At 66.1% G+C, this 21,809-nt stretch carries 21 protein-coding genes; 12 read left to right on the top strand and 9 right to left on the bottom strand.

Annotation, left to right across the window (positions count from 1 at the left end):
- Window positions 1-35 precede the first annotated feature (35 nt).
- Window positions 36-1,412 carry an MmgE/PrpD family protein gene (locus U5782_RS37370; protein WP_322048886.1) on the top strand — a complete coding sequence of 459 codons (1,377 nt, stop codon included), beginning with the start codon at window positions 36-38 and terminating at the stop codon, window positions 1,410-1,412.
- A 21-nt stretch (window positions 1,413-1,433) separates the two neighbouring features.
- Here the strand turns inward: U5782_RS37370 and U5782_RS37365 are convergent, their stop codons facing one another.
- The 3 genes from U5782_RS37365 to U5782_RS37355 all read right to left on the bottom strand — a co-directional run bounded on the left by U5782_RS37365 (window position 1,434) and on the right by U5782_RS37355 (window position 4,585).
- On the bottom strand, window positions 1,434-2,432 hold the full coding sequence (locus U5782_RS37365; protein ID WP_322048885.1) for a ferritin-like domain-containing protein: 999 nt from the start codon (window positions 2,430-2,432) through the stop codon (window positions 1,434-1,436).
- A 49-nt stretch (window positions 2,433-2,481) separates the two neighbouring features.
- The gene (locus U5782_RS37360) at window positions 2,482-3,585 is read right to left on the bottom strand and encodes a hypothetical protein (RefSeq protein WP_322048884.1); all 1,104 of its coding nucleotides are present in this window, start codon (window positions 3,583-3,585) and stop codon (window positions 2,482-2,484) included.
- 343 nt (window positions 3,586-3,928) lie between these two features.
- A complete protein-coding gene (locus U5782_RS37355) occupies window positions 3,929-4,585 on the bottom strand; it encodes a LysE/ArgO family amino acid transporter (protein WP_322048883.1) in 657 nt (218 codons plus the stop codon).
- Between the two features lie 89 nt (window positions 4,586-4,674).
- Here U5782_RS37355 and U5782_RS37350 point away from each other — a divergent pair, with 89 nt between their 5' ends.
- Window positions 4,675-5,583: a LysR family transcriptional regulator ArgP gene (locus U5782_RS37350; protein ID WP_322048882.1), complete on the top strand. Its 909-nt coding sequence runs from the start codon at window positions 4,675-4,677 to the stop codon at window positions 5,581-5,583.
- An 803-nt stretch (window positions 5,584-6,386) separates the two neighbouring features.
- Window positions 6,387-6,860, top strand: a complete 474-nt coding sequence (locus U5782_RS37345) for a DUF3331 domain-containing protein (RefSeq protein WP_322048881.1) — start codon at window positions 6,387-6,389, stop codon at window positions 6,858-6,860.
- Window positions 6,861-7,296: 436 nt separating this feature from the next.
- On the opposite strand, the gene U5782_RS37340 is transcribed toward U5782_RS37345, so the two are convergent.
- Window positions 7,297-8,556, bottom strand: coding sequence for an MFS transporter (locus U5782_RS37340; protein ID WP_322048880.1), 1,260 nt, complete (start codon window positions 8,554-8,556; stop codon window positions 7,297-7,299).
- Window positions 8,553-9,533 carry a PRC-barrel domain-containing protein gene (locus tag U5782_RS37335; protein WP_322048879.1) on the bottom strand — a complete coding sequence of 327 codons (981 nt, stop codon included), beginning with the start codon at window positions 9,531-9,533 and terminating at the stop codon, window positions 8,553-8,555. Before U5782_RS37335 ends, U5782_RS37340 begins: the two co-directional genes overlap by 4 nt.
- A 571-nt stretch (window positions 9,534-10,104) precedes the next feature.
- On the opposite strand from U5782_RS37335, the gene U5782_RS37330 reads away from it, so the two are divergent.
- Window positions 10,105-11,517, top strand: a complete 1,413-nt coding sequence (locus U5782_RS37330) for an NCS2 family permease (protein WP_322048878.1) — start codon at window positions 10,105-10,107, stop codon at window positions 11,515-11,517.
- Between the two features lie 141 nt (window positions 11,518-11,658).
- On the opposite strand, the gene U5782_RS37325 is transcribed toward U5782_RS37330, so the two are convergent.
- Entirely contained in the window at window positions 11,659-12,030 is a 372-nt protein-coding gene (locus U5782_RS37325; protein WP_322048877.1) for a hypothetical protein, read from the bottom strand.
- Between the two features lie 102 nt (window positions 12,031-12,132).
- On the opposite strand from U5782_RS37325, the gene U5782_RS37320 reads away from it, so the two are divergent.
- Genes U5782_RS37320 through U5782_RS37310 form a run of 3 tightly spaced genes read left to right on the top strand, consistent with a single transcriptional unit; the run spans window position 12,133 to window position 13,759 of the window.
- Window positions 12,133-12,621 (top strand): metalloregulator ArsR/SmtB family transcription factor, encoded by a 489-nt coding sequence (locus U5782_RS37320; RefSeq protein WP_322048876.1) that lies wholly within the window; start codon window positions 12,133-12,135, stop codon window positions 12,619-12,621.
- Complete coding sequence (locus tag U5782_RS37315) at window positions 12,621-12,959, top strand: SRPBCC domain-containing protein (protein ID WP_322048875.1); 339 nt, start codon at window positions 12,621-12,623, stop codon at window positions 12,957-12,959. Before U5782_RS37320 ends, U5782_RS37315 begins: the two co-directional genes overlap by 1 nt.
- Window positions 12,960-13,015: 56 nt before the next feature.
- Entirely contained in the window at window positions 13,016-13,759 is a 744-nt protein-coding gene (locus U5782_RS37310; RefSeq protein WP_322048874.1) for a thioredoxin family protein, read from the top strand.
- A gap of 82 nt (window positions 13,760-13,841) precedes the next feature.
- Here the strand turns inward: U5782_RS37310 and U5782_RS37305 are convergent, their stop codons facing one another.
- Window positions 13,842-14,024 (bottom strand): hypothetical protein, encoded by a 183-nt coding sequence (locus U5782_RS37305; RefSeq protein ID WP_322048873.1) that lies wholly within the window; start codon window positions 14,022-14,024, stop codon window positions 13,842-13,844.
- A 109-nt stretch (window positions 14,025-14,133) separates the two neighbouring features.
- A complete protein-coding gene (locus U5782_RS37300) occupies window positions 14,134-15,039 on the bottom strand; it encodes an NAD-dependent epimerase/dehydratase family protein (RefSeq protein ID WP_322048872.1) in 906 nt (301 codons plus the stop codon).
- A gap of 106 nt (window positions 15,040-15,145) precedes the next feature.
- Between U5782_RS37300 and U5782_RS37295 the strand changes: the two genes are divergently transcribed.
- The 4 genes from U5782_RS37295 (at window position 15,146) to U5782_RS37280 (ending at window position 19,409) form a co-directional block, all read left to right on the top strand.
- Window positions 15,146-16,090 (top strand): LysR substrate-binding domain-containing protein, encoded by a 945-nt coding sequence (locus U5782_RS37295; protein ID WP_322048871.1) that lies wholly within the window; start codon window positions 15,146-15,148, stop codon window positions 16,088-16,090.
- Between the two features lie 122 nt (window positions 16,091-16,212).
- Window positions 16,213-17,736 (top strand): histidine ammonia-lyase, encoded by a 1,524-nt coding sequence (gene hutH / locus U5782_RS37290; protein WP_322048870.1) that lies wholly within the window; start codon window positions 16,213-16,215, stop codon window positions 17,734-17,736.
- A 59-nt stretch (window positions 17,737-17,795) separates the two neighbouring features.
- A complete protein-coding gene (gene hutC, locus U5782_RS37285; protein WP_322048869.1) occupies window positions 17,796-18,491 on the top strand; it encodes a histidine utilization repressor in 696 nt (231 codons plus the stop codon).
- A gap of 258 nt (window positions 18,492-18,749) precedes the next feature.
- On the top strand, window positions 18,750-19,409 hold the full coding sequence (locus tag U5782_RS37280) for a hypothetical protein (RefSeq protein WP_322048868.1): 660 nt from the start codon (window positions 18,750-18,752) through the stop codon (window positions 19,407-19,409).
- A gap of 34 nt (window positions 19,410-19,443) precedes the next feature.
- Here U5782_RS37280 and U5782_RS37275 read toward each other — a convergent pair whose 3' ends face one another.
- Window positions 19,444-20,322, bottom strand: a complete 879-nt coding sequence (locus U5782_RS37275; protein WP_322048867.1) for a LysR substrate-binding domain-containing protein — start codon at window positions 20,320-20,322, stop codon at window positions 19,444-19,446.
- Window positions 20,323-20,478: 156 nt separating this feature from the next.
- Here U5782_RS37275 and U5782_RS37270 point away from each other — a divergent pair, with 156 nt between their 5' ends.
- Window positions 20,479-21,741 carry an aminotransferase class I/II-fold pyridoxal phosphate-dependent enzyme gene (locus U5782_RS37270; RefSeq protein WP_415914483.1) on the top strand — a complete coding sequence of 421 codons (1,263 nt, stop codon included), beginning with the start codon at window positions 20,479-20,481 and terminating at the stop codon, window positions 21,739-21,741.
- Window positions 21,742-21,809: the final 68 nt, after the last annotated feature.

The raw sequence follows: 21,809 nt of genomic DNA, 5'->3' as shown, positions 1-21,809 counted from the left end.
TGTCCGACATGAACCTGCAAACGATCACCCACGCCATGACTCAGCCAAACCCGGATCACCCCAGCCGCACGCTCGCGGCCTTCGCCGCCTCGCTTGAATTCGATGCGATTCCTGCGCACGTAGTCGAGCGCGCGGTCAATCTCTATGTCGACTGGCTCGGCTCCGCGCTGGGCGGCAAGGGGGCGCGCCCGGTCGAGACGATCGCGCGTTTCGCGCTTGCCGCCCGCGGCGCACAGAGCAGCAGCGACGCCTGCGACGTCATCGTCGACCGCACGCGCAGCACGCCCTATTTCGCGGCGATGACGAATGCCGCCGCCTCGCATTTCGTTGAGCAGGACGATGTGCACAACGGCTCCGTGCTGCATCCGGCGACCGTGGTGTTTCCGGTCACGCTCGCGCTTGCCCAGGCGCTGGGGGCGTCGGGGCGGGAGTTCATCGCGGCGTCGGTCGCTGGTTATGAAGTCGGCATTCGCGTCGGCGAGTTCATGGGACGTTCGCACTACAGAATATTTCACACCACGGGCACAGTCGGCACGATCGCGGCTGCCGCAGCAGCGGGGCGGCTGTTGAAGCTCACGGCGGCTCAGATGCTCGATGCGTTCGGCTCCGCGGGCACCCAGGCCAGCGGCCTGTGGGAGTTCCTGCGCGATGCCGCCGATTCGAAGCAGCTGCATACGGCGATGGCGGCCGCCAATGGCCTGATGGCCGCGCAACTGGCCGCCGATGGCTTTCGCGGCGCGCAACGCATTCTGGAGGGCGCGCAGGGCATGGCAGCGGGCATGTCGAGCGATGCCGATGCGGCGAAGCTCGTCGACCGGCTCGGCGAGCGCTGGGCGACCGTGGAGACGTCTTTCAAGTACCACGCCGCGTGCCGCCACACGCATCCGGCAGCCGATGCCTTGCTGGCCGCGATGGCCGAACATCGCCTGCAACCAGGCGATATCGCCGCCGTGACGGCGCATGTGCATCAGGGCGCTATCGACGTGCTCGGCAGCGTCGTGGTGCCGGCGAGCGTGCATCAGGCCAAGTTCAACATGGGCACGGTGCTGGGGCTGTGCGCGCATCACGGCTATGCGGGCGTGAACGAATTCGAGCAGGGCTACGCCGAGGCGCCGATCGCGGCGTTCCGCGAACGCGTGACGATGGCCTTCGATCAGGAGGTGGATAGCGCCTATCCGGCACGCTGGATCGGCAAGGTCACCGTGACGACGCACGATGGGCGCACCTTGTCCGCGCGCGTGGACGAGCCGAAGGGCGACCCCGGCAACACGCTATCGCGCGACGAACTTGCGACGAAGTTCGTGCGCCTCGCCGCGTTTTCGAACGCGGCGAACGAGCAGGAAGCGCTGGCGCTGCTCGACGAGGCCTGGCGTATCGCCGATGCATCGCGCGTGGGCGCGCTATTCGGCTGATCGTGCGTCTTCGCACTTGTTTCACGGGTTGCGCTTCTTGCGATCCATGAAACGCAGTCCGAAGCGCACGAGTCGGGGCATGGTTTCCGGCCGCTGCAAACGCGTGTCGTAGCCCGCGAAGCGGCGGTCGTTTTCGGCGAGGCACAAGCGCATGAGGTCGGTCACGTTGAGGTCGACGTTGGTGACCGACTGCGCGCCGTTCACCGTGAAGTTATGGTCCTGACGCTGTTCGTTGCCTTCGGCGTCCATCGTGCGTGCGAGGCCCACGCGCTCCCAGCCGAGAAACACCCACACGGCCGCTACCTTCAGTTCGAAGCGCACGCGCTGCCACCACGACAGCCGTGCGCGATGCCACGCAACCCAGTTGGCGAACAGCAGGATATGGCGGCACTCCTCCTGCATCACGGGTTCGAACGTGTCGATCAGCTCGGGCGGAAAGAGGCCGGAGCGCTTCGCGACTTCGAACAGGCCGAACGCGAAGAAACTATCCACGCATTCGCTGTAGCCCGTCACGAGATAAGCCCATTCGGTGTCCTTAGGGTAGACGTAGGGCGGCTCGCTCGCGAGCGTGATCCCATACGCCTGTACGAGGCGCGAGAGCACATCCTTGTGGCGGTTTTCCTCCCAGGCATTGAGCGCGATCGCGGCGCGCATGTCGGCGTCGTCGAGCGTCGCGGCATAGGCGGCCATGCGCAAACGCGCTTTGCCTTCGGTTTGCACGGCGATGTCCCAGATCGGCAATTCGACGATGCGCTTGAGCGTGTGCGGTTTGAGCGTGGGCCATTCGAGCACGGAAGGGCGATAGGGATTGAAGGTGTCTCGAAACATCCGGCACATTTCGCGCCGGTGGACATCCGAGCCCGGCGTGAGCGGGCCGCTTTCGCGGCTCATCCAGTGACGCGTGCGGTAGTCGGCGACGTCGAGCGTCGCACGGTCGGGACACTCGCGCGGCAAACGGGGAGCGTGGAAATCGGGGATCAGTTGCGTGGTATCGAAAGTGTCGAGAACCTGGTCGTCCATGAAGAAAGCTCTCCAGACAAGGCCTGAAACGATGGATACGGCGATTTTGTCACTGTTGCCGCGGTGCTGCTTCGGGGGCGTCCGGCGCGCTTGATCCTCCTTCGGCCGCGGGTGTCACGTGCGTGCCGCACTGGTTGCAGAACGGAAAGAACGCGAAATTGCGCGCGCCGCACGTGCAGATCTCGAACAGGCGCAGCCCGCAGTGAATGCAAAACGAGACTTGTTCGCCGCCCAGGTTCCAGGGCTTGTCGCAAGAAGGGCAGAGCTTCTTCTGGTAGGCGCTGATGGCCTTTTCGTAGACCACGGAGCGGGCGCGCTCGGTCTGGCTTTGCTGCATTTCGGCGCGCTTGCGTTCGACATAGCGCTGGAACGCGCGCAGCATGTAAAGCCCGGCAAACACGGTTAGCGCGATGCCCACGAGCACGCGTACATAGCCGCCGAAGTCGGGCAGATACGGCACCAGCTCCACGAAGAACGCGCTCAAAGCGAAGAGGCCGAAGCCGTAAATGAAGGGCCAATAACGGCTCTTGCGATGGCGCACGAAGAGCCACACGGCGACCACGAGAACGGGCAGCGTGAGCGCGAGACGCCAGCCGAATACCGCGAGCGTGTAGCGTTTGTCCGCCGCGGCGTAGCGCGCATCGGCGTCGGTCTGGAGATGTGCGAGTTGCGCGTTGATCTGCTCGCTGCGCGAGTCGAGCGCACGCTGCTGGTCGGCAAGCGTATCGCGCTGGTGCTGCCATTGCAGCGCGTTGGCCTGCAGGACATCGAGCTTGCGCGTGCGCGAGAGCAGTTCCACGTCGTTGCGGTTGTCGCCTGTTGCGCTGCGTGTCGCGAGCCAGTTGCGCAGGCTTTCCTGTGCGTCGCGGTAATCGGTGTTGGCGCGCTCGTAGGCTACCGAGAGCGTTTGCGCCTTGTCGCCGAGCGTGCTGCGCTCACGCTCGATCTCGCGCAACTGCGCATCGAGCGGCGTCGTGGCGGCGGTATCGACGAACTGCTCCGCGCGGGGCGGCCCCCCGTGCGGCACGAACATGAGGTCGCGGATCACGAGGCTGCCGAGCATGTCGAGAAACCCGGCGAACACGATGGCGATGATCCACGACGCGATCTGCAACAGGCGGGCGGGCCGCGAGTAAGCCTGACTGGTATTCATGGGCAAAAGCCTGGGTTGGCGAAATGGCTGAACGATCGGGGTGAATGCGATGACAGGTGTTGCCCATGCAGTGGGCATGGGCACGCGGCATGGCGAATGAGCCGCGCATGCGCAAGCGCAGCCCATTGTACGAGGCTGGATAAACGAGGTATGGCAATTGGGCAGGCGCACGCATGGCGCAGGCTGTCGCGATCGGGCGCGCGGCCAGCGTAGTGCTGCTCAGTGGTGGGCGCGGCGTGGGAGCGTTGGCGTTGAGGCGTGGTGCACGGATCGGCGGAAGGTGGTCAGGCGGCCGTGCGCGGCCGCCTTGACATGCGTGCGCATGGTGACGCTGCGCGGCAAATCAGCGTAGCTGCGTGAAGGCGATCAACAGCACCATCGAGCCAATCGCGCCATCGAGCACGCGCCATGCGCCGGCGCGCTTGAAGAGCGGCGCGAGTACCCGTGCGCCATAGCCGAGGCCGATGAACCATACCGCGCTCACAGCCATCGCGCCGATCGCGAAGGCCAGGCGCGCGCCTTCCGGCTCGCGCGCACCCGCTGTGCCGATCAGCAGGAAGGTGTCGAGATAGACGTGCGGATTGAGCCACGTGAAGGCGAGCGTCATCATCATGATCGGCCAGGCTTTTTGCACGGCGGCATTGCGCGGAACGGAACCCGCGGCCGTCTCCACGGCGGCCGTCTCCACGGGGGCCGTCTCCATCACGGCGTGCGCGGGCTTGACCGCGCGCCGCAGCGCGCCGATGCCGAACCACACGAGCCACGCAAGGCCCGCATAGAGCACGAGATGCACGAAGGTCGGATAGCGCTCGACGAGCGCGGACGCGCCGCCCACGCCCGCGCCGATCAGGATGAAGTCGGACAGCGCGCACAGGAGCACGATCTTGCCGATATGCGCGCGCAGGATGCCCTGCCGCAGCACGAAAGCGTTTTGCGCGCCGATGGTGACGATGAGCGAGGCGCACAACGCGGCGCCGTGAGAAAAAGCGAGCCAGTTCATGATTGGACAGAGCGGGGGAACGGCGCTAGTCTGCCGCCAGAAGCAGCTTAAGCAAAGCTGATTTTCTTAACCCCGATTAAGGAACGCTAATGCTCGACTATGCGCTGCTCGATGCGCTGGCCGCCGTGGTGCGTCACGGCTCGTTCGACCGCGCCGCAGGTGCGCTCAACATCACGCCCTCGGCGGTTTCGCAGCGCGTGAAGCTGCTGGAGGAGCGCGTGGGCACCGTGCTCGTCAAGCGCGGCCAGCCCTGCGTGGCGACGGCGGCCGGCGCGCTGCTTTGCCGCCATACCGAGCGCGTGCAATTGCTCGAAGCGGAGCTGGGCGGCGGCATGCCGACGGTGACGGGCGGGCTGGCGGCGTCGCGGCCCACCTTGCGCGTGGCCGTCAACGACGACAGCGTGGGCACCTGGTTCATCGACGCCGTGGCGCCGTTCTGCGTCGAGCGCGGCATTCTGCTCGATCTCGTGATCGACGATCAGGACCACACTGCGCAGCGCATGCGCGACGGCAGCGTGCAGGGCGCGGTCACGACCCAGGCGGAGCCCGTGCAGGGTTGCCGTTCGACGCGCCTTGGGCGCATGCGCTATCTCGCGGTCTGCTCGCCGGCATTCTTCGAGCGCTATTTCGCCGCTGGCGTGGGGCGCGAGTCGCTGCGCCTCGCGCCCTGCGTGGAGTTCAATCCAAAGGATCAGCTGCAAAAGCGCTTCGTGCGCCGGATCACCCGCGCTCAGGTGGATGCGCCGCTGCACTGGATTCCGCACGTCGCGGGCTTTTTGCGCTGCTGTGTGAGTGGTCTGGGCTGGGGCATGTGTCCAGAGCGCATGATCGCGCCGCACCTCGCGCGTGGCGAGCTGGTCGAGCTGACACCGGGACGTGCGCTGGACGTCGAGCTGTACTGGCAGAGCTGGCGGCTGTCGATTGGCTGGCTCGACGACTTCGGCGCCATGCTGCGGCACCGCGCCGCCGACTATCTCGACCAGGCGCGCGGCGCGTGACGCGAATGGCGGCTATCGCCTCGCATGCCGGCTTCCAGGCCGGCTTCCTTTCGCCGCCATTCATGCGCCCATTAGCGGCCATTTGAATTGTTGTTATCCATGCAGGGAATCCACAGGACTATTGCCGCGAATTGCGGGCTATTGACATGACGCCCAACGGGGCGATTCGACGCATTGGTGCATGACAAAACGGCTAAAGCGCAATTCATTTTTGATTAATGTATTGTGAAATAGAAGCGTGTCTCGCAATTGAAATTGATCAGACCGGACGCGCTTCATGCGACAATTGCCCGCGCCCTGCCGCATAGCGTAACGATGCGGACTTTTCGGCCGCTTGTGACATAAGGCTGTAATGCGTTTCATTGATCGGACAACAGGCCGGGCACTGTGTGGGTGCAACCCGGCATTCCCCGCGTAGCGCGGTGTTTGCCCGCAAAGGCCCACCAGGACAGGCGTTGCGGTGGGATACGCCCCAGCGCACCGGGCAAGGCCAAGGTACCCAATAGTCTAGCTAATGCATTCGCAACGCTTGCATAAGGGCGTTCTATCCGGTTAATTTTTCCTGGGTGCAATGTTAAACATCAACAAATCGGCAAAAAAGTGCGAATGTAAAGAAACTAGCATTGCTATCCTGCAATCAGTCTTGAAAGCCGATCTCTGGCTTTCTCCCGCTGTTTGGGATATATGGTGTGAAAATTCAGTTTTTTCTGTAGAGGGCGAGAATCGCACGCTATAATCCGGACGTGGCAGAGTGCTTATTCGACCGGCATATTTGAATCGTTTCCACGTGCACGAGGTGCATTATGACGAAATTAGATACCGGCAGCGCATGGCAACAAACCATTGATCTTCTGACCGCCGCCTCGGAGCCGCTTGGCTTTGACGGCGAGCCCGAAGTCATCAGGAGCTGCAAACCGGTACCCATCACACGCAGCGCATCGGAGGCGGCCAACCGGCGTCGCGCCACCGTGCGGTCGTGGGATGCGCAAGGCATTACCTTGATCCGGCGTCATGATCCGGACAGCATCACCGTTTGTTGGAGCGATGCGACCTATGGCCGCTACTCCGATCAGTTGTGGCGGGTTTGCACCGCGCGTCGCAGCGCGGTGTGCGCATTGACCGGCGAGAAGATCCGCCGTGGCGATGCGGTATTCCGCCCGAGCCCGAATCGCCGTCATCGTCCGGCCAATGCCGACGCGATGATACTGGCAAGCAAGCTCGACACCTTCCCTAGCGGCGTGGTGGCCGCACGCCTCGATGAGGCGCTTGCAGCCTGAGCCGGGGACGGCAGCGGGGCGGCATGGGCCCCGGCACGGTCCGCGCGAAGCGGATCAGTAGACGCACAGCCGTAGCTTCCGGCATCTCCTGTAGTGAAATCAGCGGTTCGTCAGGGTGGGTTGTCCACCTGGCGGGCGCAGGTTTCGCTGCGGGCGGCCGCTCTTTTGTTTTGCCCTTGTTTTGTTCCCGTGGCACGCCCTGTGCCAAACCGATGGCCGCGCGTGCGAGGTCAGGCATTGGCGCATCCATCGCAAGGCTTTTGTCTGCGGATTGATTGCGCGATTTCGCGCATCGATGTTATTGCATCGATATTGCCAATCAAGCAGCCATTCAAAATCACCCGCGCCAATAAAAAACCGGGGCGCCACTGCCGCGCCCGGTCGGGTTGCGGCGGTGGCGCCCCGGCGGGACGCTTGCGAGGCGCGCTGCCTGCGCTCAGGCGGTCTTGTCGCTGGTGGCTTCCTCTTCGAGCGCGTCGCGCGTCTCGGGCATCACGAGCCACACCATCACCACGGCCGCGGCGCCCGCCGAGGCCAGTCCCAGGAAGCTCACGGTATTGCCGAAGTGATCGGCGATGAAGCCCGCAAGCGCCGTCGACAAGGTCGCCCCAATGCCCGCCGACAGCCCGAACAGCCCGATACAGAGGTTGTAGCGCCCCTTGCCGCCCGCCACGTCGGCGGCGATCAGCGGCAGCATCACGCCGAACACCGCGGCCGAGAGGCCGTCGAGCATCTGCACCGGCACGAGGAAGTAGGGGTTGCCGACCGCCGCGAACAGCAGCGCGCGCACGGGCAGGGCGCTGAAGCCGAGGATCAGCACGGGGCGGCGGCCCCATGCCTGGGCGGTGCGGCCCACCCACGGCGACATCATCGCGACGATCGCCTGCGGCACGATGATGCAGGCCGCAATCACGAGCTGGACGTTGTCGCCCATGCCCGCCGTCACTTCGCCAGCGGCAAGGTTCAGCATGGCCGCGTTCGAGAGGTGGAACAGCACTACGCAAGCGGCGAACGTGAGCATGCGGCGGTCGCGCAGCAGATCGAAGATCGTCTCGCGCTCGCCGTCGGCGGCTTCTGACGGGGCCTTCGCGGCCTTTAGCGGCTTGGGCGCGTTGGCGTGTTTGTCGTATTCGATCATGGCGAGCGCCACCAGCGCGGGCAGCGCGAGCGCCGCCGTGAGCCAGAACACGGCGCGCGGCGAGACGTACTCGCCGCACAGGCCCATCAGGCCCGCCGCGACCGCGCTGCCGATCGACGCCCAGCGCGCATTGCGCCCGAGCCGGTCGCCCAGGTTCTGGCGGCCCACCAGGGCGAGCGCGAGCGCCGCCATCGCGGGCACCAGCATGCAACTCGCGAAGCCGTGGAAGACCTCGGCGGCCATTACCGGCACGACGGTCGGGCTGACGGCAAGCAGCATCGCCGAAATGATGATCGCGATGATCGCCCACGCGGCGGCGGCCTTCTTGTTCTTCAGCGCATCCACGGCCGCGCCGCCCGGCACCTGGCTGACCATCGCGCTGATCGTGCCCACCGAGAGCGCGAGGCCGATCTCGCCCTGGGTCCATTTGTGCGAAGCCAGATACGAGGCGATGAACGGACCGAAGCCGGTCTGCACGTTCGCCACGAAGAAGTTCAGCCAGTCGAGCGCGCGCACGCTGCGCAGGCTGGGAGTGAGTCGCGTTGTCGTGCCTGTCATTGGGCACCGCGCGCGGAAGCTGCGGGCGCGGCCGGCGTGGCCGCAGCGGCTGCGGGACTCGGGCTGACGGCGCGCACCGGCTGGTCATTGGTATAGGCCGGTGAGGCGTCCACCTGCTGGTCGCTCATCTCTAGCTGGGCTTCGAGCGCATTGTTCTTCGTGACGAAGTGCAGCGCCGACCAGTCGGCGGCGATGGTGCGGCGCTTTTCCAGCAGATCGCTCACGTCGAGCACTACGGCGAGCGGCGCGGCGCTGCCGTCGATCAACACGTCCACCACGCGGCCGACCTTTGCGCCGTTCGGGCGCTCGACGGTCGTGTCGAGCATCGGCAGACGCGTGGGGCTCGCTTCGGGCGAGCCGGCCTGCGCGCCGCCGGCCTTGGGCCGGTCGGGGATCTGCAATTGCTGGGGCGTGAGCGCGAGCGTGATGGCGGGCGTCTTGGCCTGCGTGTTGATGCGCACGGCGCTCCACGGGAAATTCGCCTTGCGATCACCAATGCCCATGAAGCCCTGCAGGTTCACGACGACTTCCTGCGGCTTGCCGCCGGGACCGGCCACCATGTCGACGGCGCGGCCCACGACCTTGCCGTCGGGCTTTTGCACTTCGCTGTCGAGCAGCGTGCGGAAGCTGCCGCGCTCGATGGTGCGGGTCTGCACGAGCGGAGCGGGCGGCGGCGCGACGGGCGTGCTGGCGGGCGTGGGCGGCGGGGGCGCGACGCGATGCGGCTTGCGCGGGGCGGGGCGCGGCTTGCGGGGGACCGGTTTGCCGCCGACCGATTCGGTCTCGCTGGCGGCTTCGGGCGCCGAGGCGGCTTCCGGCTCGCTGGCGGACATATCGGGTTCGCTCGCGGCGATGGGCGGCTCCGGCTCGGGCGGCGGGGGCGAGCGGAACAGCGAGCAGCCCGACAGTGCGAGCACAGCAAGCAAGGTCACAACGGGCGTAAGGGATACAGCAGGACGTGCGAAACCGCCTCTCATCTACAGAAACTCCAGGAGCGGCCGGCGCATGGCGCGCGGCGGGTAAAAACCGGGTCGTGAGAGTTTAACCCGCATGGGGGGCTCATTCGCCTTAAACGGCCGCCAGACGTCGATTAACTTACGTTAATGCGCCGGCAAAAAACGGCTGCCAACGCCATTAATCGATTCAGTGGGTTTAATCGTTCGTAGCGTGTGCCGCACCCAGCCTGTTTTTCACACTCGCCATTTGTCCGATCAGGCGCGTCGTCGCAAGGCGCGAGCCTGCCCTCTGCCCGCCGAAAGGGCATCGCGGGGCACCGGGGTATACGCCAAGCCCGGCGGGCCGCCGCGCCTTGCATACGGCGATATAAGCGTCGCGGCATGACCTCAATGCGATTCCTGCGATGGGAGCGCATGACGCCTTGGCCTAACCTTCGACCCAGTAAAAAGTTGTCAAAAAATAGACACGCGCCCCAAGAGCGCATCTGGCTGTGCGTCGACACCCACAAGTCAACCTGCGAGACGAACCTGATGACGGATCCCCAAGGAGAGGCGGGACCGTTTCAGCATGCTGATAAAGGAGGCACTCACCATGATGGAACCCCACGCACAGCCGATGTCCGACATCACCGACGCGGCGCTTCGTGACAGCGAAGTCGATGAAACCCTCGCGGAAGCGAGCGGTTTTCTCGACCGTTATTTCGGCATCCTCCAGCGCGGCAGTTCGGTGCGCCAGGAGTTGATTGCCGGCACCACCACCTTCCTCGCGATGGTGTATTCCGTGTTCGTCGTGCCGGGCATGCTCGGCAAAGCGGGCTTCGACACCAGCGCCGTGTTCGTGGCCGTGTGTCTGACCACGGCCTTCGGCTCGCTGCTCATGGGCCTGTGGGCGCGTCTGCCGATCGCCATCGGCTGCGCGATTTCGCTGACCGCCTTCACGGCCTTCGGCCTCGTGCTCGGCAAGGGCCTCAAGCCCGAAGTCGCGCTCGGCGCCGTGTTCCTGATGGGCCTCGTGTTCACGGCGATCTCCGTGACCGGCGTGCGCTCGTGGATCCTGCGCAATCTGCCGCACGGCATCGCGCACGGCACGGGCATCGGCATCGGGTTGTTCCTGCTGCTGATCGCGGCCAATGACGTGGGCCTCGTCGTCAAGAATCCCGGTGCGGGTCTGCCGGTGTCGCTCGGCCATATCACCTCGCTGCCGGTGATCCTCTCGGTGGTGGGGCTCGCCGCGATCTTCGGCCTCGTGCGCCGTCGCGTGCCGGGTTCGATCCTGATCGTGATCGTGGCGATTTCGGCGCTCGGGCTCGCGCTCGATCCGTCGGTGAGCTTCCACGGCGTGTTCGCCTGGCCGTCGCTCTCGGCGCCGGGCCATAGCTCGCTGATCGGCGCGATGGACATCAAGGGCGCGCTCTCGCTTAGCGTGCTGCCGAGCGTGCTCGCCCTCGTGATGACCGCCGTGTTCGACGCTACCGGCACGATCCGCGCGGTCGCGGGACAGGCGGGCCAGCTCGACGCCAACGGCCGCATCGTCAACGGCGGCCGCGCACTGACGGCCGACTCGTTGAGCTCGATCTTCTCGGGCTTCTTCGGCGGCGCGCCGGCGGCGGCCTATATCGAGTCGGCGGTGGGCGTCTCGGCGGGTGCGAAGACGGGCATGGCCGCCGCCGTGGTCGGCGTGCTGTTCCTCGCGGTGATGTTCTTCGCGCCGCTCGCGGGGCTCGTGCCGTCCTACGCCACGGCGCCTGCGCTGATGTACGTGGGCCTGATGATGCTCTCGAGCGTCGCGCGCCTCGACATGGCCGATATGGTCGATGCGATGTCGGGTCTCGTGTGCGCCGTGTTCATCGTGCTGACCGCGAACATCGTCACCGGCATCATGCTGGGCTTCTCGACGCTCGTGATCGGCCGTGTGGTGAGCGGCGAAATCAAGAAGCTCAACGTGGGCACCGTCATCATCGCCGTGGTGCTCGCGGCGTTCTACCTGGGCGGCTGGGCCATCTGATGCACTGACATCGGCATGGCCCGGTCATCGGCAAGACGGAGCCTGGCGGCCCGTCCTGCCGGCTTCACGGCTCGCGTTCGCTTCACGGCGGCGCGGGCCGTGCGGCATTTCTGGCGATGTGACTTAAGCACGCGCGAGCTCTTATTTCGGCAGGATGCTGCGCTTGCGTGGGCTGGGCTCGACGCCCACGCGCTCGTCGCGTGCGAGCACGAGCGCGACGAGCTGTTCGGCGAGTTCCTCGAAGGCCGGGTCGTCCTGCGGCACGTAGAGCCATTTGCCGAGCACCGGGTGCGCTCGCAACGCGGGGAATTCGTCGATGAGGGCCGCGTGGTGCTCCCGCGAGGTGGCCACCAGCAGGCCGTCGAATGGCTTGGCTCGGTCGGCGGCGATCAGGTACAGCAGGCCGTCCACATAGGCGGCGTCGCAGCCGAACATCGGCTTGCGCACGTAGGTGGGTTCGCGCTCGAAGGCGTCGAAGATCCAGAGCAGCGAGTTGCGGATTTTGGACGGCATGGCGGGCGCGTTCCGGAATCTGGAGGGGCAGGGCGAAACCCTCATTCTAGAGGGACGGCGTGCGAGCTTGACATCGCCGTCGTGCGACCTATGCTTAACCGTATGGTTAAGTATGAAGACGACGCGCTGAACCGCACCTTCGCGGCGCTGGCGGACCCCACGCGGCGGGCCTTGCTCGCCCACCTCGCGCAGCACGAGCGGCTCTCGGTGAGCACGCTCGCGCAGCCTTTCGCGATGTCGCTGCCCGCGGTGATGAAGCATCTGGACGTGCTAGCCGAGGCCGGTCTCGTCACGCGCGAAAAGACCGGGCGCACGGTGGCGTGCCGTCTCGCGGCGGGGCCGATGGAGAACGCGATGCAGTGGCTCGCGCACTACGAACGCTTCTGGAGCGCGGCGCTCGATCGTCTGGCCGCATTCGTGGAGGAAGACGCATGTCAGTCCAACCCATCACCGGAACCGTCGCCGCAGGCCTCGACGCTGCAACCGGCGCCGCAGCCGCTCATGCCAACGGCCCCAGTCTCATCCTCAGGCGTCGCATCAATGCGAGCGCCGCCAAGGTCTACGCGGCATGGACGCAAGCCGCGCAACTGATGCGCTGGATGCATCCGCTCGACACACTCTGCCTGCATGCCGAGGCGGATGTACGCGTGGGCGGGCGCTTTCGCGTCCTCATGCGCTCGCCCGACGGCGAGGAGCACGACGTGAGCGGCACGTATCTGGAGGTCGTGCCCGAGTCGAAGCTTGTTTTCACCTGGGCGTGGCGCAGTACGCCGGAGCGCGAATCGCGCGTGACGGTGGCGCTGCGCGCCGACGGCAACACCACGGAACTGACGTTGCGTCACGAGCGCCTGTTCGACGAAGAAGCTCGCGACGCGCATCGCGAAGGCTGGTCGAGCGCGCTCGATCATCTGGTGGAACTGTTCGAATGACGGCGTGCGCGACTTGCGCACCTGACCCGCAGCAACCCCGCAAGGAGGCAGACACGATGGAATCGCACAAGATCGTTTCGGATACCGAATGGATGGCGGCGCGCAAGGCGCTGCTTGCCGAGGAACGCGCCTTCACGCGCACGCGCGACGCGCTCGTGGCGAAGCGCATGGCGCTGCCCTGGGTGAAAGTGGAGAAGCGCTATACGTTCGAAACCCCGCAAGGCACACGCACGCTAGCCGAACTGTTCGGGCCGCGCAGCCAGTTGCTGACCTATCACTTCATGCTTGGCCCCGAGTGGGAGGAGGGCTGCCCCGGCTGCTCGTTTATCTCCGATCATGTGGACGGCATGCTGACGCATCTGGAGCACCACGACGTGACCTACGTGGCGGTGTCGCGTGCACCGCTTGCGAAGATCGAGGCCTTTAAACAGCGCATGGGCTGGCATTTTCCGTGGGTGTCGTCATATGGCAGCGACTTCAATTTCGACTTCCACGTCTCGTTCTCCGAAGCCGACAAGGCGCGCGGCAAGGCCGTCTACAACTACGCGGAGCAGGACTACATGAGCGACGAACTACCCGGCATCAGCGCGTTCTATCGCGATGATTCGGGCAACGTGTATCACACGTATTCCGCGTATGCGCGCGGCGTGGAGATGGCCTTGGGCACGTATGCGATGCTGGAATTCACGACGAAGGGGCGCAACGAGGAGCACGATATGCGCGAGTGGATGCGTCATCACGACCGCTACGAGGACAGCCCGCAGCAGCATGCGTGCTGCTCGCACGAGCCGAAGTCGTAGGCAAGGAAATCAGGCGCGCGAAAGCCGGCGCAAAGAGATTGTAAGCACAACGAAGCCGTGTGCGGCCGGGTGTACGCGTGGGCTAGAGCGACAGCTCGAACGCGGGCCGCAGCAACACCTCGATCGCCATGACGATAAGACCCATTGCGGCGGCGGCGAGTGTCAGCGTGCCATATTCGTCGTAGCGCGCGTCATAGAGGCACGCGACCACGAACAGAATGGCGAGCAGATTGGTCAGCCAGTCGAAGTTCAGCGCGAGAAGCATCGGCGTATCCGGATGCCGGGCTGAAAGACGCGCCGGCAGGTAGTGCAAACCGGCGCGATTCTATCGGATCGACCTTACGGATACGCAACAATACTGTGCTTCAGCCCACTTATTTTTGCGGAACCGGCATTTCGTCACGAATCCAGTCGGTCACGCTCGTGCGCTGCGGCTGCCAGCCCAGCAGCTTGCGCGCACGCTCGCCTCGCACGCGGCTGTTCGACCCCAGGCCGTACGACGCCATCTCGTAACCCCACTCCTCGATAGCGGCTTCGAGCGGCCAGTCCTGCGCCGCGCCGAGGCCCATCTTTTGCGCGAGCGCCGCCGTCATGGTGCGGAAATCCGCTTCGCCGCTTTCGACGAAATAGAACGTGCCCGCAGGCGTTTTCTGTAGCGCGAGGCAGTAAAGCTCGGCGACGTCCTCGACATGCACGTTCGACCAGATGTTCAGGCCGCGCCCGACGTGACGCATCACGCCGCTCTTTTGCGCCTGACGAATCAGTCGCGGCAACTGCACGCTCGCCGTGTCGGGCACCGCACCCACGCCATAGATCAGCGTATTGCAGAGCACCGCGCTTTTCACGCCGCGCTGCGCGCCGGCCAGCACGAGATCGTCGATGGCCACGCGCGCGGCCTTGTCGGGCGTCGGCGCGGGCAGGGCGTCCTCGTAGTAGATCTTGTCGGTCGGCTCGCCGCCCGATGCGTCGCCGACGATGCTCGAACCGCTCGTGTGCAGGAAGGTCTTGCCCGAGCCTTCCTGCGCGTCGAGCAGGGCTTCCACCGCGCCGCGATGGTCGCTGCTCGCCGCGTTGATCACGGCGTCGGCGGCGCGCGCTTCGCGCATCAGCAACTCGCGGTCGTCAAGCGTGCCCGCCACGGGTGCGATGTCGAGTGCTTCGAGAGCGGCGAATTGTTCGGGGCGGCGCACGAGGCCGCGCACGTCATGGCCCGCACGCGCGAGATGGGCGGCGATCGTGCCGCCGATAAAGCCGCCTGCGCCTGTCACGAATACTTTCATGGGTTCTCCCGGTGTTCAGCAAAGTCAGTACGGCGACCAGTATCGCGGCATTCGCGTCTTGCAAAAACCGTGTTAGTCTCAAATGAATCTTGACTGTGAATCAACAATGAAAACCTCGACCGACGAATTGCTCGTATTCGTCACCGTGATCGACGCAGGGTCGATCACCGCCGCCGCCGAAAAACTCCAGCAGACGGTCTCCGGCGTGAGCCGCGCGCTTACCCGCCTCGAAAAGCAGCTCGGCATCGCCTTGATCCTGCGCACCACGCGCCGCCTGCAACTGACCGAGGAGGGCGAGCTTTTTCTCGACCGGGCGCGCGCCATTCTCGCGGCGATGGAGGACGCGGAGGAAGCCGTCACGCGCCATCGCGAGCAACCGTCGGGGCGCTTGCGCGTCGATGCTGCCACGCCCTTCATGCTCCATTGCATCGTGCCGCACGTGGCCGCGTTCGCCGCGCGCTATCCGGATATCCAGCTCGAACTCACCAGCAACGAGCGCATCGTCGATCTGCTGGAGCAGCGGGTGGATATCGCGATCCGTATTGGCGCGTTGCAGGATTCCACGCTGCATGCGCGCTCGCTCGGGGTGAGCCGGCGGCGTGTGGTGGCCAGCCCGGCTTATCTCGCGGCGCATGGCACGCCGCGCACGCTGGAGGCATTGCGCGCGCATCGGCTGATCGGCTTTACGGCGCCCGCGCTGCTCAATCGCTGGCCGCTGCGGCTTCAGCCTGCACACAGCGACGATTCGGCCGATTCTGCCCAAGGCGCGCTATTCGGCGACGACGCCAACGAAGGCTTCGCAATCCAGCCCGCGCTCACGGCGTCGAGCGGCGAGACCATCCGGCAACTGGCGTTGAGCGACGCGGGCATCGCCTGTCTCTCCGATTTCATGACCGCCGCCGACCGTGCGGCGGGCCGCCTCGTGACTGTGCTCGACGACGCGCTGCTCGCCGAGCGCCAGCCGATCCACGCCGTCTACTACCGCAGCGCCGCGCTGGCCGCGCGCGTGCAGTGTTTTCTGGCGTTCATCGCCGGGCGGCTCGCACTTTAAGAGGGTCGCAGCGGCCGTACGCGGCTAGTGGATAGTCCCAGGTCGCAGGCGAGGGTGCAGAGGTTGTCTATACAGGCGCAACAGGCTAGACTGCGCTTCACTTGTATAGACAGGATTCGATCATGCTCCTCACGCCCGGCCATCTGACCCTGCCGCAACTGCGCCAAATCGCACGTGAATCGGTGAAACTCGAACTCGATCCCGCGAGCTTCGCCGCGATCGACGCGTGCGCGCGCGCCGTCGCCGACATCACGGCCAAGGGCGAGCCTGCCTACGGCATCAACACCGGCTTCGGGCGCCTCGCGAGCACGCATATCCCCACCGACCAGCTCGAACTGCTGCAACGCAACCTGGTGCTCTCGCACGCGGTGGGCGTGGGCGAGCCGATGTCGCGTCCGGTCGTGCGTCTCTTGATGGCGCTCAAGCTCTCGAGCCTGGGCCGTGGCCATTCGGGCATCCGCCGCGAAGTGATGGACGCGATGATCACGCTCTTCAACGCCGACGTGCTGCCGCTGATTCCCGTGAAGGGCTCGGTGGGCGCCTCGGGCGATCTCTCGCCGCTCGCGCATATGTCGGCGGTGCTGCTCGGCATCGGCGAAGTGTTCATCCGCGGTGAGCGCGCCAGCGCCGAAGCGGGTCTTGCCGCCGCCGGCCTCGAGCCGCTCACGCTGCAAGCCAAGGAAGGCCTGGCGCTCCTCAACGGCACCCAGGCGTCGGCGGCGCTCGCGCTCTACAACCTCTTCGCGATCGAAGATCTGTACCGCACCGCGCTCGTTTCCGGCGCGCTGTGCGTGGACGCGGCGGCCGGCTCGGTCAAGCCGTTCGATGCGCGCATTCACGAACTGCGCGGCCATCGCGGCCAGATCGAAGCGGCCTCGGCGTATCGCGCGCTGCTCGAAGGCTCGGAGATCAACCTTTCGCACCGCGACTGCGGCAAGGTGCAGGACCCGTACTCGCTGCGCTGCCAGCCGCAGGTGATGGGCGCGTGTCTGGACCAGATGCGCCACGCGGCCCAGGTGCTGCTGATCGAAGCCAATGCGGTCTCGGACAATCCGCTGATCTTCCCGGAAACGCACGAAGTGCTCTCCGGCGGCAATTTCCACGCCGAGCCGGTGGCTTTCGCCGCCGACAACCTCGCGCTGGCGGCCGCCGAAATCGGCGCGCTGGCCGAGCGCCGCATCGCGCTCCTGATCGACGCGACGCTCTCGGGCCTGCCGCCTTTCCTCGTCAAGGACGGTGGCGTGAACTCGGGCTTCATGATCGCGCACGTGACGGCCGCGGCACTCGCCTCGGAAAACAAGACGCTCGCGCATCCGGCGTCGGTGGACTCGCTGCCGACTTCCGCGAACCAGGAAGACCACGTGTCGATGGCGACCTTCGCCGCGCGCAAGCTCGCCGATATCGCGGAGAACACGGCCAACATCCTCTCGATCGAACTGCTGGCCGCGGCCCAGGGCGTGGACCTGCGTGCGCCGCACCCGACCAGCCCGGCGCTGCAGCGCGTGATGCAGTCGGTGCGCAACGAAGTGCCGCATTACGATCTGGACCGCTACTTCGCGCCCGATATCGCGGCTGTAACCCAGCTCGTGCAGAACGGCGCGATTGCGGCGCACAGCCCGTTCGCGTTCGAATCCGAAGCGCGTTAAGCCAGGGCGCCGGAGGTGGGCATCGCCGCGATGCTCACGTCCGACCTTTGAAACCCGCGATGAACGCACCGGCCTATCAGGGCATCAAGGACTTCATCCTCGCGCGCATTCATGCGGGCGAGTGGGGCGAGGGCGACCAGGTGCCGTCGGAGAACGAGCTTGCGCGCGACTTCAAGGTCGCGCGCATGACCGTGAACCGTGCGTTGCGCGAGTTGACCGCCGAACAGGTGCTCACGCGCGTGCAGGGCGCGGGCACCTTTGTCGCGCGGCCCAAGTACGAATCGACGCTGGTGGCGATCCGCAGTATTTCCGATGAAATCGTCGCGCGCGGCCACGTCTATCGCGCGCAGGTGCTGGAGATCGGCGCGATCGACGCGGATGAAGCGCTGGCCGACGAAATGGGTCTGCGCAGCGGCGCGGCCCTGTTTCACTCGCGTGTGCTGCACTTCGAAAACGACGAGCCGGTGCAGCTCGAAGAGCGCTGGGTCAATCCCGCGCTCGCGCCCGACTATACACAGCAGGATTTCACCCTCACCACGCCGAACCAGTACCTCGTGCGCGTGGCGCCGCTGCAACGCGTGGAGTACCGCATCGAGGCGCTCGCGCCCGAGGACGGCACCCGCACCCATCTGGCGATGAAAGCCGCCGAGCCGTGTCTCGTGCTGCATCGGCGTACATGGTCGCGCCAGGCGGTGGCGTCGGTGGCGAATCTCTGGCATCCGGGCAGCCGCTATCGCTTCACCGGGCATTTCTAGACGCCGGGGCGTCGTCCCGTGCTCGACTTTCTCATGTACTCCGAAGTATTGGCATGACGTCACGCCGCGCGCGTGGCCCTTTCGCGCATCCCTCATCCCCCAGTGTGTTTACGTTTCGACCCCGCTTTTCAGGGCCTAAAACGTGTTTCTCTCATTCTCCTTTCGTCGTAAAACGGGAACGCCGGTTGCGTCCTGCCTTGCGATGCAGCTAACCTTGAGGAATTGGCCAGGCGGTAGCGGCCCAGGAGGGAGACCTCGATGGAAGATTCCGGTGCAACGCTCATGCCCGTCTGGCGCGCGAATCTCGCGCTGCTCACCCGGGAAGTGGGCGCGGTCACGCGGCTCGCGCGGATGATGACGTTTTCCGAGAGCTATATGAAGCTGATCGTGTCCGGGCGGCGCGACTTCAGCGCGGAGTTCGTGCGCGGCGTGGAAGCCGTCACGGGCTTGCCCGAGGGCTGGATGGACGAAATTCACGGCGCCGGCGACGTGCCCCGGCAGGCGCGCGAGGCCATTGCCGAAGAAGCGCCGCACGCGCGCTTTCGCGGCACGGCCCACCCGGTGCGCAAGGCGCCGGTGCTGCGCGCCGAGCCGATCTTCGGGCATCGTCCGGGCGCGCGGCTGGATAGCGGTCCCCAGCCGGGAGCGGCGAAGCGCACAGCAGGCACGCGCAAGATCCGCGAACTGGCTGCGCAGGACGTGCGCAAGCTGGAGCGTCATCTGAGCATGCTGCCCGTGGACCCCGGCGCGTTGCGTGCACGCATCGAGGATGTGATCGCGCAGGCCGACCCGGGCGAGCGCGCGCGCGCCGATCTGGTCGGGCGTCTCGAGCAGATCGAAAAGCATCGCGAGTTGCTGTTGCGCCACATCGCGAGTTTGTACGCATTGCTCACGCGTCCGGGCGACGACGAGCTGTGATTGAGGTCTGAGGATAAGCGCGCGCAGGCCTCGCTCAGACGCGCAGCTCGGCGAGAATCTGTTCGGCGAGGAAGTCGCAGGGCGGGCGGTTCGAGCGCGCGCTGCGTGCGAGCACCACTTCGAGTTCCGGCAACTCCGGCAAACCGTGCTGGCGTCCGAGCGTCACGAAGGTCTCCGGCACCGCGCAGCGCGCCAGCGGCGCGACCGCGAGACCGGCCGCCACCATGCTGCACAAGCCCATCAAACTGGGGCTTTCGTACGACGTGCGATAGGTGATCTTTTCGCGCTCCAGGGCCTCGATGGCGTTCTCGCGCGCCACGCTGCCCGCGCTGAAGAGGGCGATCGGCAAGGGCCGCTCGCGCCAGATTTCCCGGCCGATCGCCGCACTCGCGCTGGCGGGGGGACCGGCCCAGACCATCGGCTCGAAGCGGATGAATTCGCCGGCGAGGCCGCCCGAGCCCGTCGTGCCGGTCACGCAGGCCAGATCGATCTTGTTCTCGCGCACGAGCGGCGCGAGCGCGCTGCTCGGCAGCCCCACCACCTGAATCTCCACCTTCGGCCAGTTCGCCGAGAACTTGCGCAGCACCGGCGGCAGCAGCGACGACGCGTAGTCGTCGGGCATGCCGATCGACACGCGGCCCTTCACCTCGGGATGCGCGAGCGAGGCCCAGGCCTCGTCGCGCAGCGCCAGCATCCGCCGCGCATAGCCGATCAGCGTATGGCCGTCGGGCGTAGGCGTGACGTTGCGCGGCGCGCGGATAAAGAGCGGCTTGCCGATCGCCTCTTCGAGCGCGCGAATCTGCATCGAGAGCGCCGCCTGCGAGCGGTGCACGAGCGCGGCGCCGCGCACGAAGCTGCCGGCATCGGCGACGGCCACCACCATCGCCAGCACGTCGAGATCGAGGGTCTTCATGGAATCAGGGTAAAAGCCAGGTCGCTATCAGAAAATCTGATAGAAAAGTTCAATATAACGCGTTTGTCTGAAGATGGCGACGCCCGTATGCTGGTCTTAAGTCCGAGCCGACCGATTCCATTGACCTTCCAATAGACCTTCCATACGGGGACCGCGATGTCGATGAGCCCGCCTGATGCTTTGAACTACGAACGATTCCAGCAATTGCAGATGCGCCTGGACATGTCGCGCGGCAAGCCTGCGCCCGAACAGCTCGATCTCTCGCGCGCCTTGCTCGACGACGCGGCGGCAGCGGGCTTTCGCGCGCGCGATGGCTTCGACTGCCGCAACTACGGCTTGCTTCTGGGTCTGCCCGAGGCGCGCGAACTGGGCGGCGAGTTGCTGGGCGTGCCGCCCGCACAGGTGGTGGCGGCGGGCAACTCCAGTCTCGAACTCATGCACGACGCGCTGGCGTTCGCCTTGCTGCATGGCGTGCCGCAAGGCGAGAGCGGCGAGCGCAGCGCGCCGTGGCGGGCGCAGGGCGACATCGCGTTTCTCTGTCCCGCGCCGGGCTACGACCGTCATTTCGCGATCTGCGAGGCGCTGGGCGTGCGTATGATCGCCGTGCCGATGCGCGCAGACGGCCCCGACATGGACGTCGTCGAGGCGCTCGTGCGCGAGGATGCCTCGATCAAGGGCATGTGGTGCATGCCGCTCTACAGCAACCCGACCGGGGCGATCTATGCCGATGACGTGGTGCGCCGGCTCGCCTCCATGCCGGCCGCTGCGCCCGATTTCCGCCTGTTCTGGGACGACGCCTACCGTTTCCATCATCTGACCGATACGGCGCACGCGACGCTCGACGTGATCGCGGCCAGCGCGGCGGCGGGGCAGGCCGATCGCGTACTGATGTTCGCCTCGCTTTCGAAGGTCACGATCGCGGGCGGCGCGCTCGCGTGGTTCGCGGCGTCGCCGCGCAACGTGGCGTGGTGGCAGCGGTGTACTTCGGTGCGCACCATCGGCCCGGACAAGCTCAACCAGTTGCGTCACGTGCGCTACGTTCGCGACCGGGCGACCCTGGACGCGCTGATGGCGCGTCATCGCGCGCTGCTCGCGCCGAAATTCGCCGCCGTGGACGAGGTGTTTCGCAGGCGGCTTGGGCAGGCGAGCGGGGTGCGCTGGAACGAGCCCGAAGGCGGCTATTTCATCAGCCTCTACGGGCCGGACGGCACCGCCCGGCGCACGGTCGAGCTCGCGGGCGAGGCGGGGCTCGTGCTCACGCCGGCGGGCGCGGCGTTCCCTTATGGCGTCGATCCGCTCGACAGCCATCTGCGCATCGCGCCGTCGTTCCCGTCGCTGGACGAGGTGCGGCTGGCGGCGGAGGGCATTGCCGTGTCGCTGCTGCGCGTGCTGGAAACCGATCAGGCGCTGGCGACCTGAGCGTTGGCGGGGAGGGTGAGCCGCGCATCGATGTGCCGGGCATCGATGTGCTAAAACGGCAGGCACAT

This window comes from Paraburkholderia sp. J67, assembly GCF_905220265.1.
Taxonomy (GTDB): domain Bacteria; phylum Pseudomonadota; class Gammaproteobacteria; order Burkholderiales; family Burkholderiaceae; genus Paraburkholderia.
Note: the sequence above shows the minus strand (reverse complement) of the source record. Positions and strands in the feature narration are given on the sequence as shown.

Bases quoted from the DNA above. Each gene is read 5' to 3' on its own strand.
- U5782_RS37370 (WP_322048886.1), top strand. From the start codon at position 36: ATGACTCAGCCAAACCCGGATCACCCCAGCCGCACGCTCGCGGCCTTC.
- U5782_RS37365 (WP_322048885.1), bottom strand. From the start codon at position 2,432: ATGGACGACCAGGTTCTCGACACTTTCGATACCACGCAACTGATCCCC.
- U5782_RS37360 (WP_322048884.1), bottom strand. From the start codon at position 3,585: ATGAATACCAGTCAGGCTTACTCGCGGCCCGCCCGCCTGTTGCAGATC.
- U5782_RS37355 (WP_322048883.1), bottom strand. From the start codon at position 4,585: ATGAACTGGCTCGCTTTTTCTCACGGCGCCGCGTTGTGCGCCTCGCTC.
- U5782_RS37350 (WP_322048882.1), top strand. From the start codon at position 4,675: ATGCTCGACTATGCGCTGCTCGATGCGCTGGCCGCCGTGGTGCGTCAC.
- U5782_RS37345 (WP_322048881.1), top strand. From the start codon at position 6,387: ATGACGAAATTAGATACCGGCAGCGCATGGCAACAAACCATTGATCTT.
- U5782_RS37340 (WP_322048880.1), bottom strand. From the start codon at position 8,556: ATGACAGGCACGACAACGCGACTCACTCCCAGCCTGCGCAGCGTGCGC.
- U5782_RS37335 (WP_322048879.1), bottom strand. From the start codon at position 9,533: ATGAGAGGCGGTTTCGCACGTCCTGCTGTATCCCTTACGCCCGTTGTG.
- U5782_RS37330 (WP_322048878.1), top strand. From the start codon at position 10,105: ATGATGGAACCCCACGCACAGCCGATGTCCGACATCACCGACGCGGCG.
- U5782_RS37325 (WP_322048877.1), bottom strand. From the start codon at position 12,030: ATGCCGTCCAAAATCCGCAACTCGCTGCTCTGGATCTTCGACGCCTTC.
- U5782_RS37320 (WP_322048876.1), top strand. From the start codon at position 12,133: ATGGTTAAGTATGAAGACGACGCGCTGAACCGCACCTTCGCGGCGCTG.
- U5782_RS37315 (WP_322048875.1), top strand. From the start codon at position 12,621: ATGCGCTGGATGCATCCGCTCGACACACTCTGCCTGCATGCCGAGGCG.
- U5782_RS37310 (WP_322048874.1), top strand. From the start codon at position 13,016: ATGGAATCGCACAAGATCGTTTCGGATACCGAATGGATGGCGGCGCGC.
- U5782_RS37305 (WP_322048873.1), bottom strand. From the start codon at position 14,024: ATGCTTCTCGCGCTGAACTTCGACTGGCTGACCAATCTGCTCGCCATT.
- U5782_RS37300 (WP_322048872.1), bottom strand. From the start codon at position 15,039: ATGAAAGTATTCGTGACAGGCGCAGGCGGCTTTATCGGCGGCACGATC.
- U5782_RS37295 (WP_322048871.1), top strand. From the start codon at position 15,146: ATGAAAACCTCGACCGACGAATTGCTCGTATTCGTCACCGTGATCGAC.
- hutH (WP_322048870.1), top strand. From the start codon at position 16,213: ATGCTCCTCACGCCCGGCCATCTGACCCTGCCGCAACTGCGCCAAATC.
- hutC (WP_322048869.1), top strand. From the start codon at position 17,796: ATGAACGCACCGGCCTATCAGGGCATCAAGGACTTCATCCTCGCGCGC.
- U5782_RS37280 (WP_322048868.1), top strand. From the start codon at position 18,750: ATGGAAGATTCCGGTGCAACGCTCATGCCCGTCTGGCGCGCGAATCTC.
- U5782_RS37275 (WP_322048867.1), bottom strand. From the start codon at position 20,322: ATGAAGACCCTCGATCTCGACGTGCTGGCGATGGTGGTGGCCGTCGCC.
- U5782_RS37270 (WP_415914483.1), top strand. From the start codon at position 20,479: ATGTCGATGAGCCCGCCTGATGCTTTGAACTACGAACGATTCCAGCAA.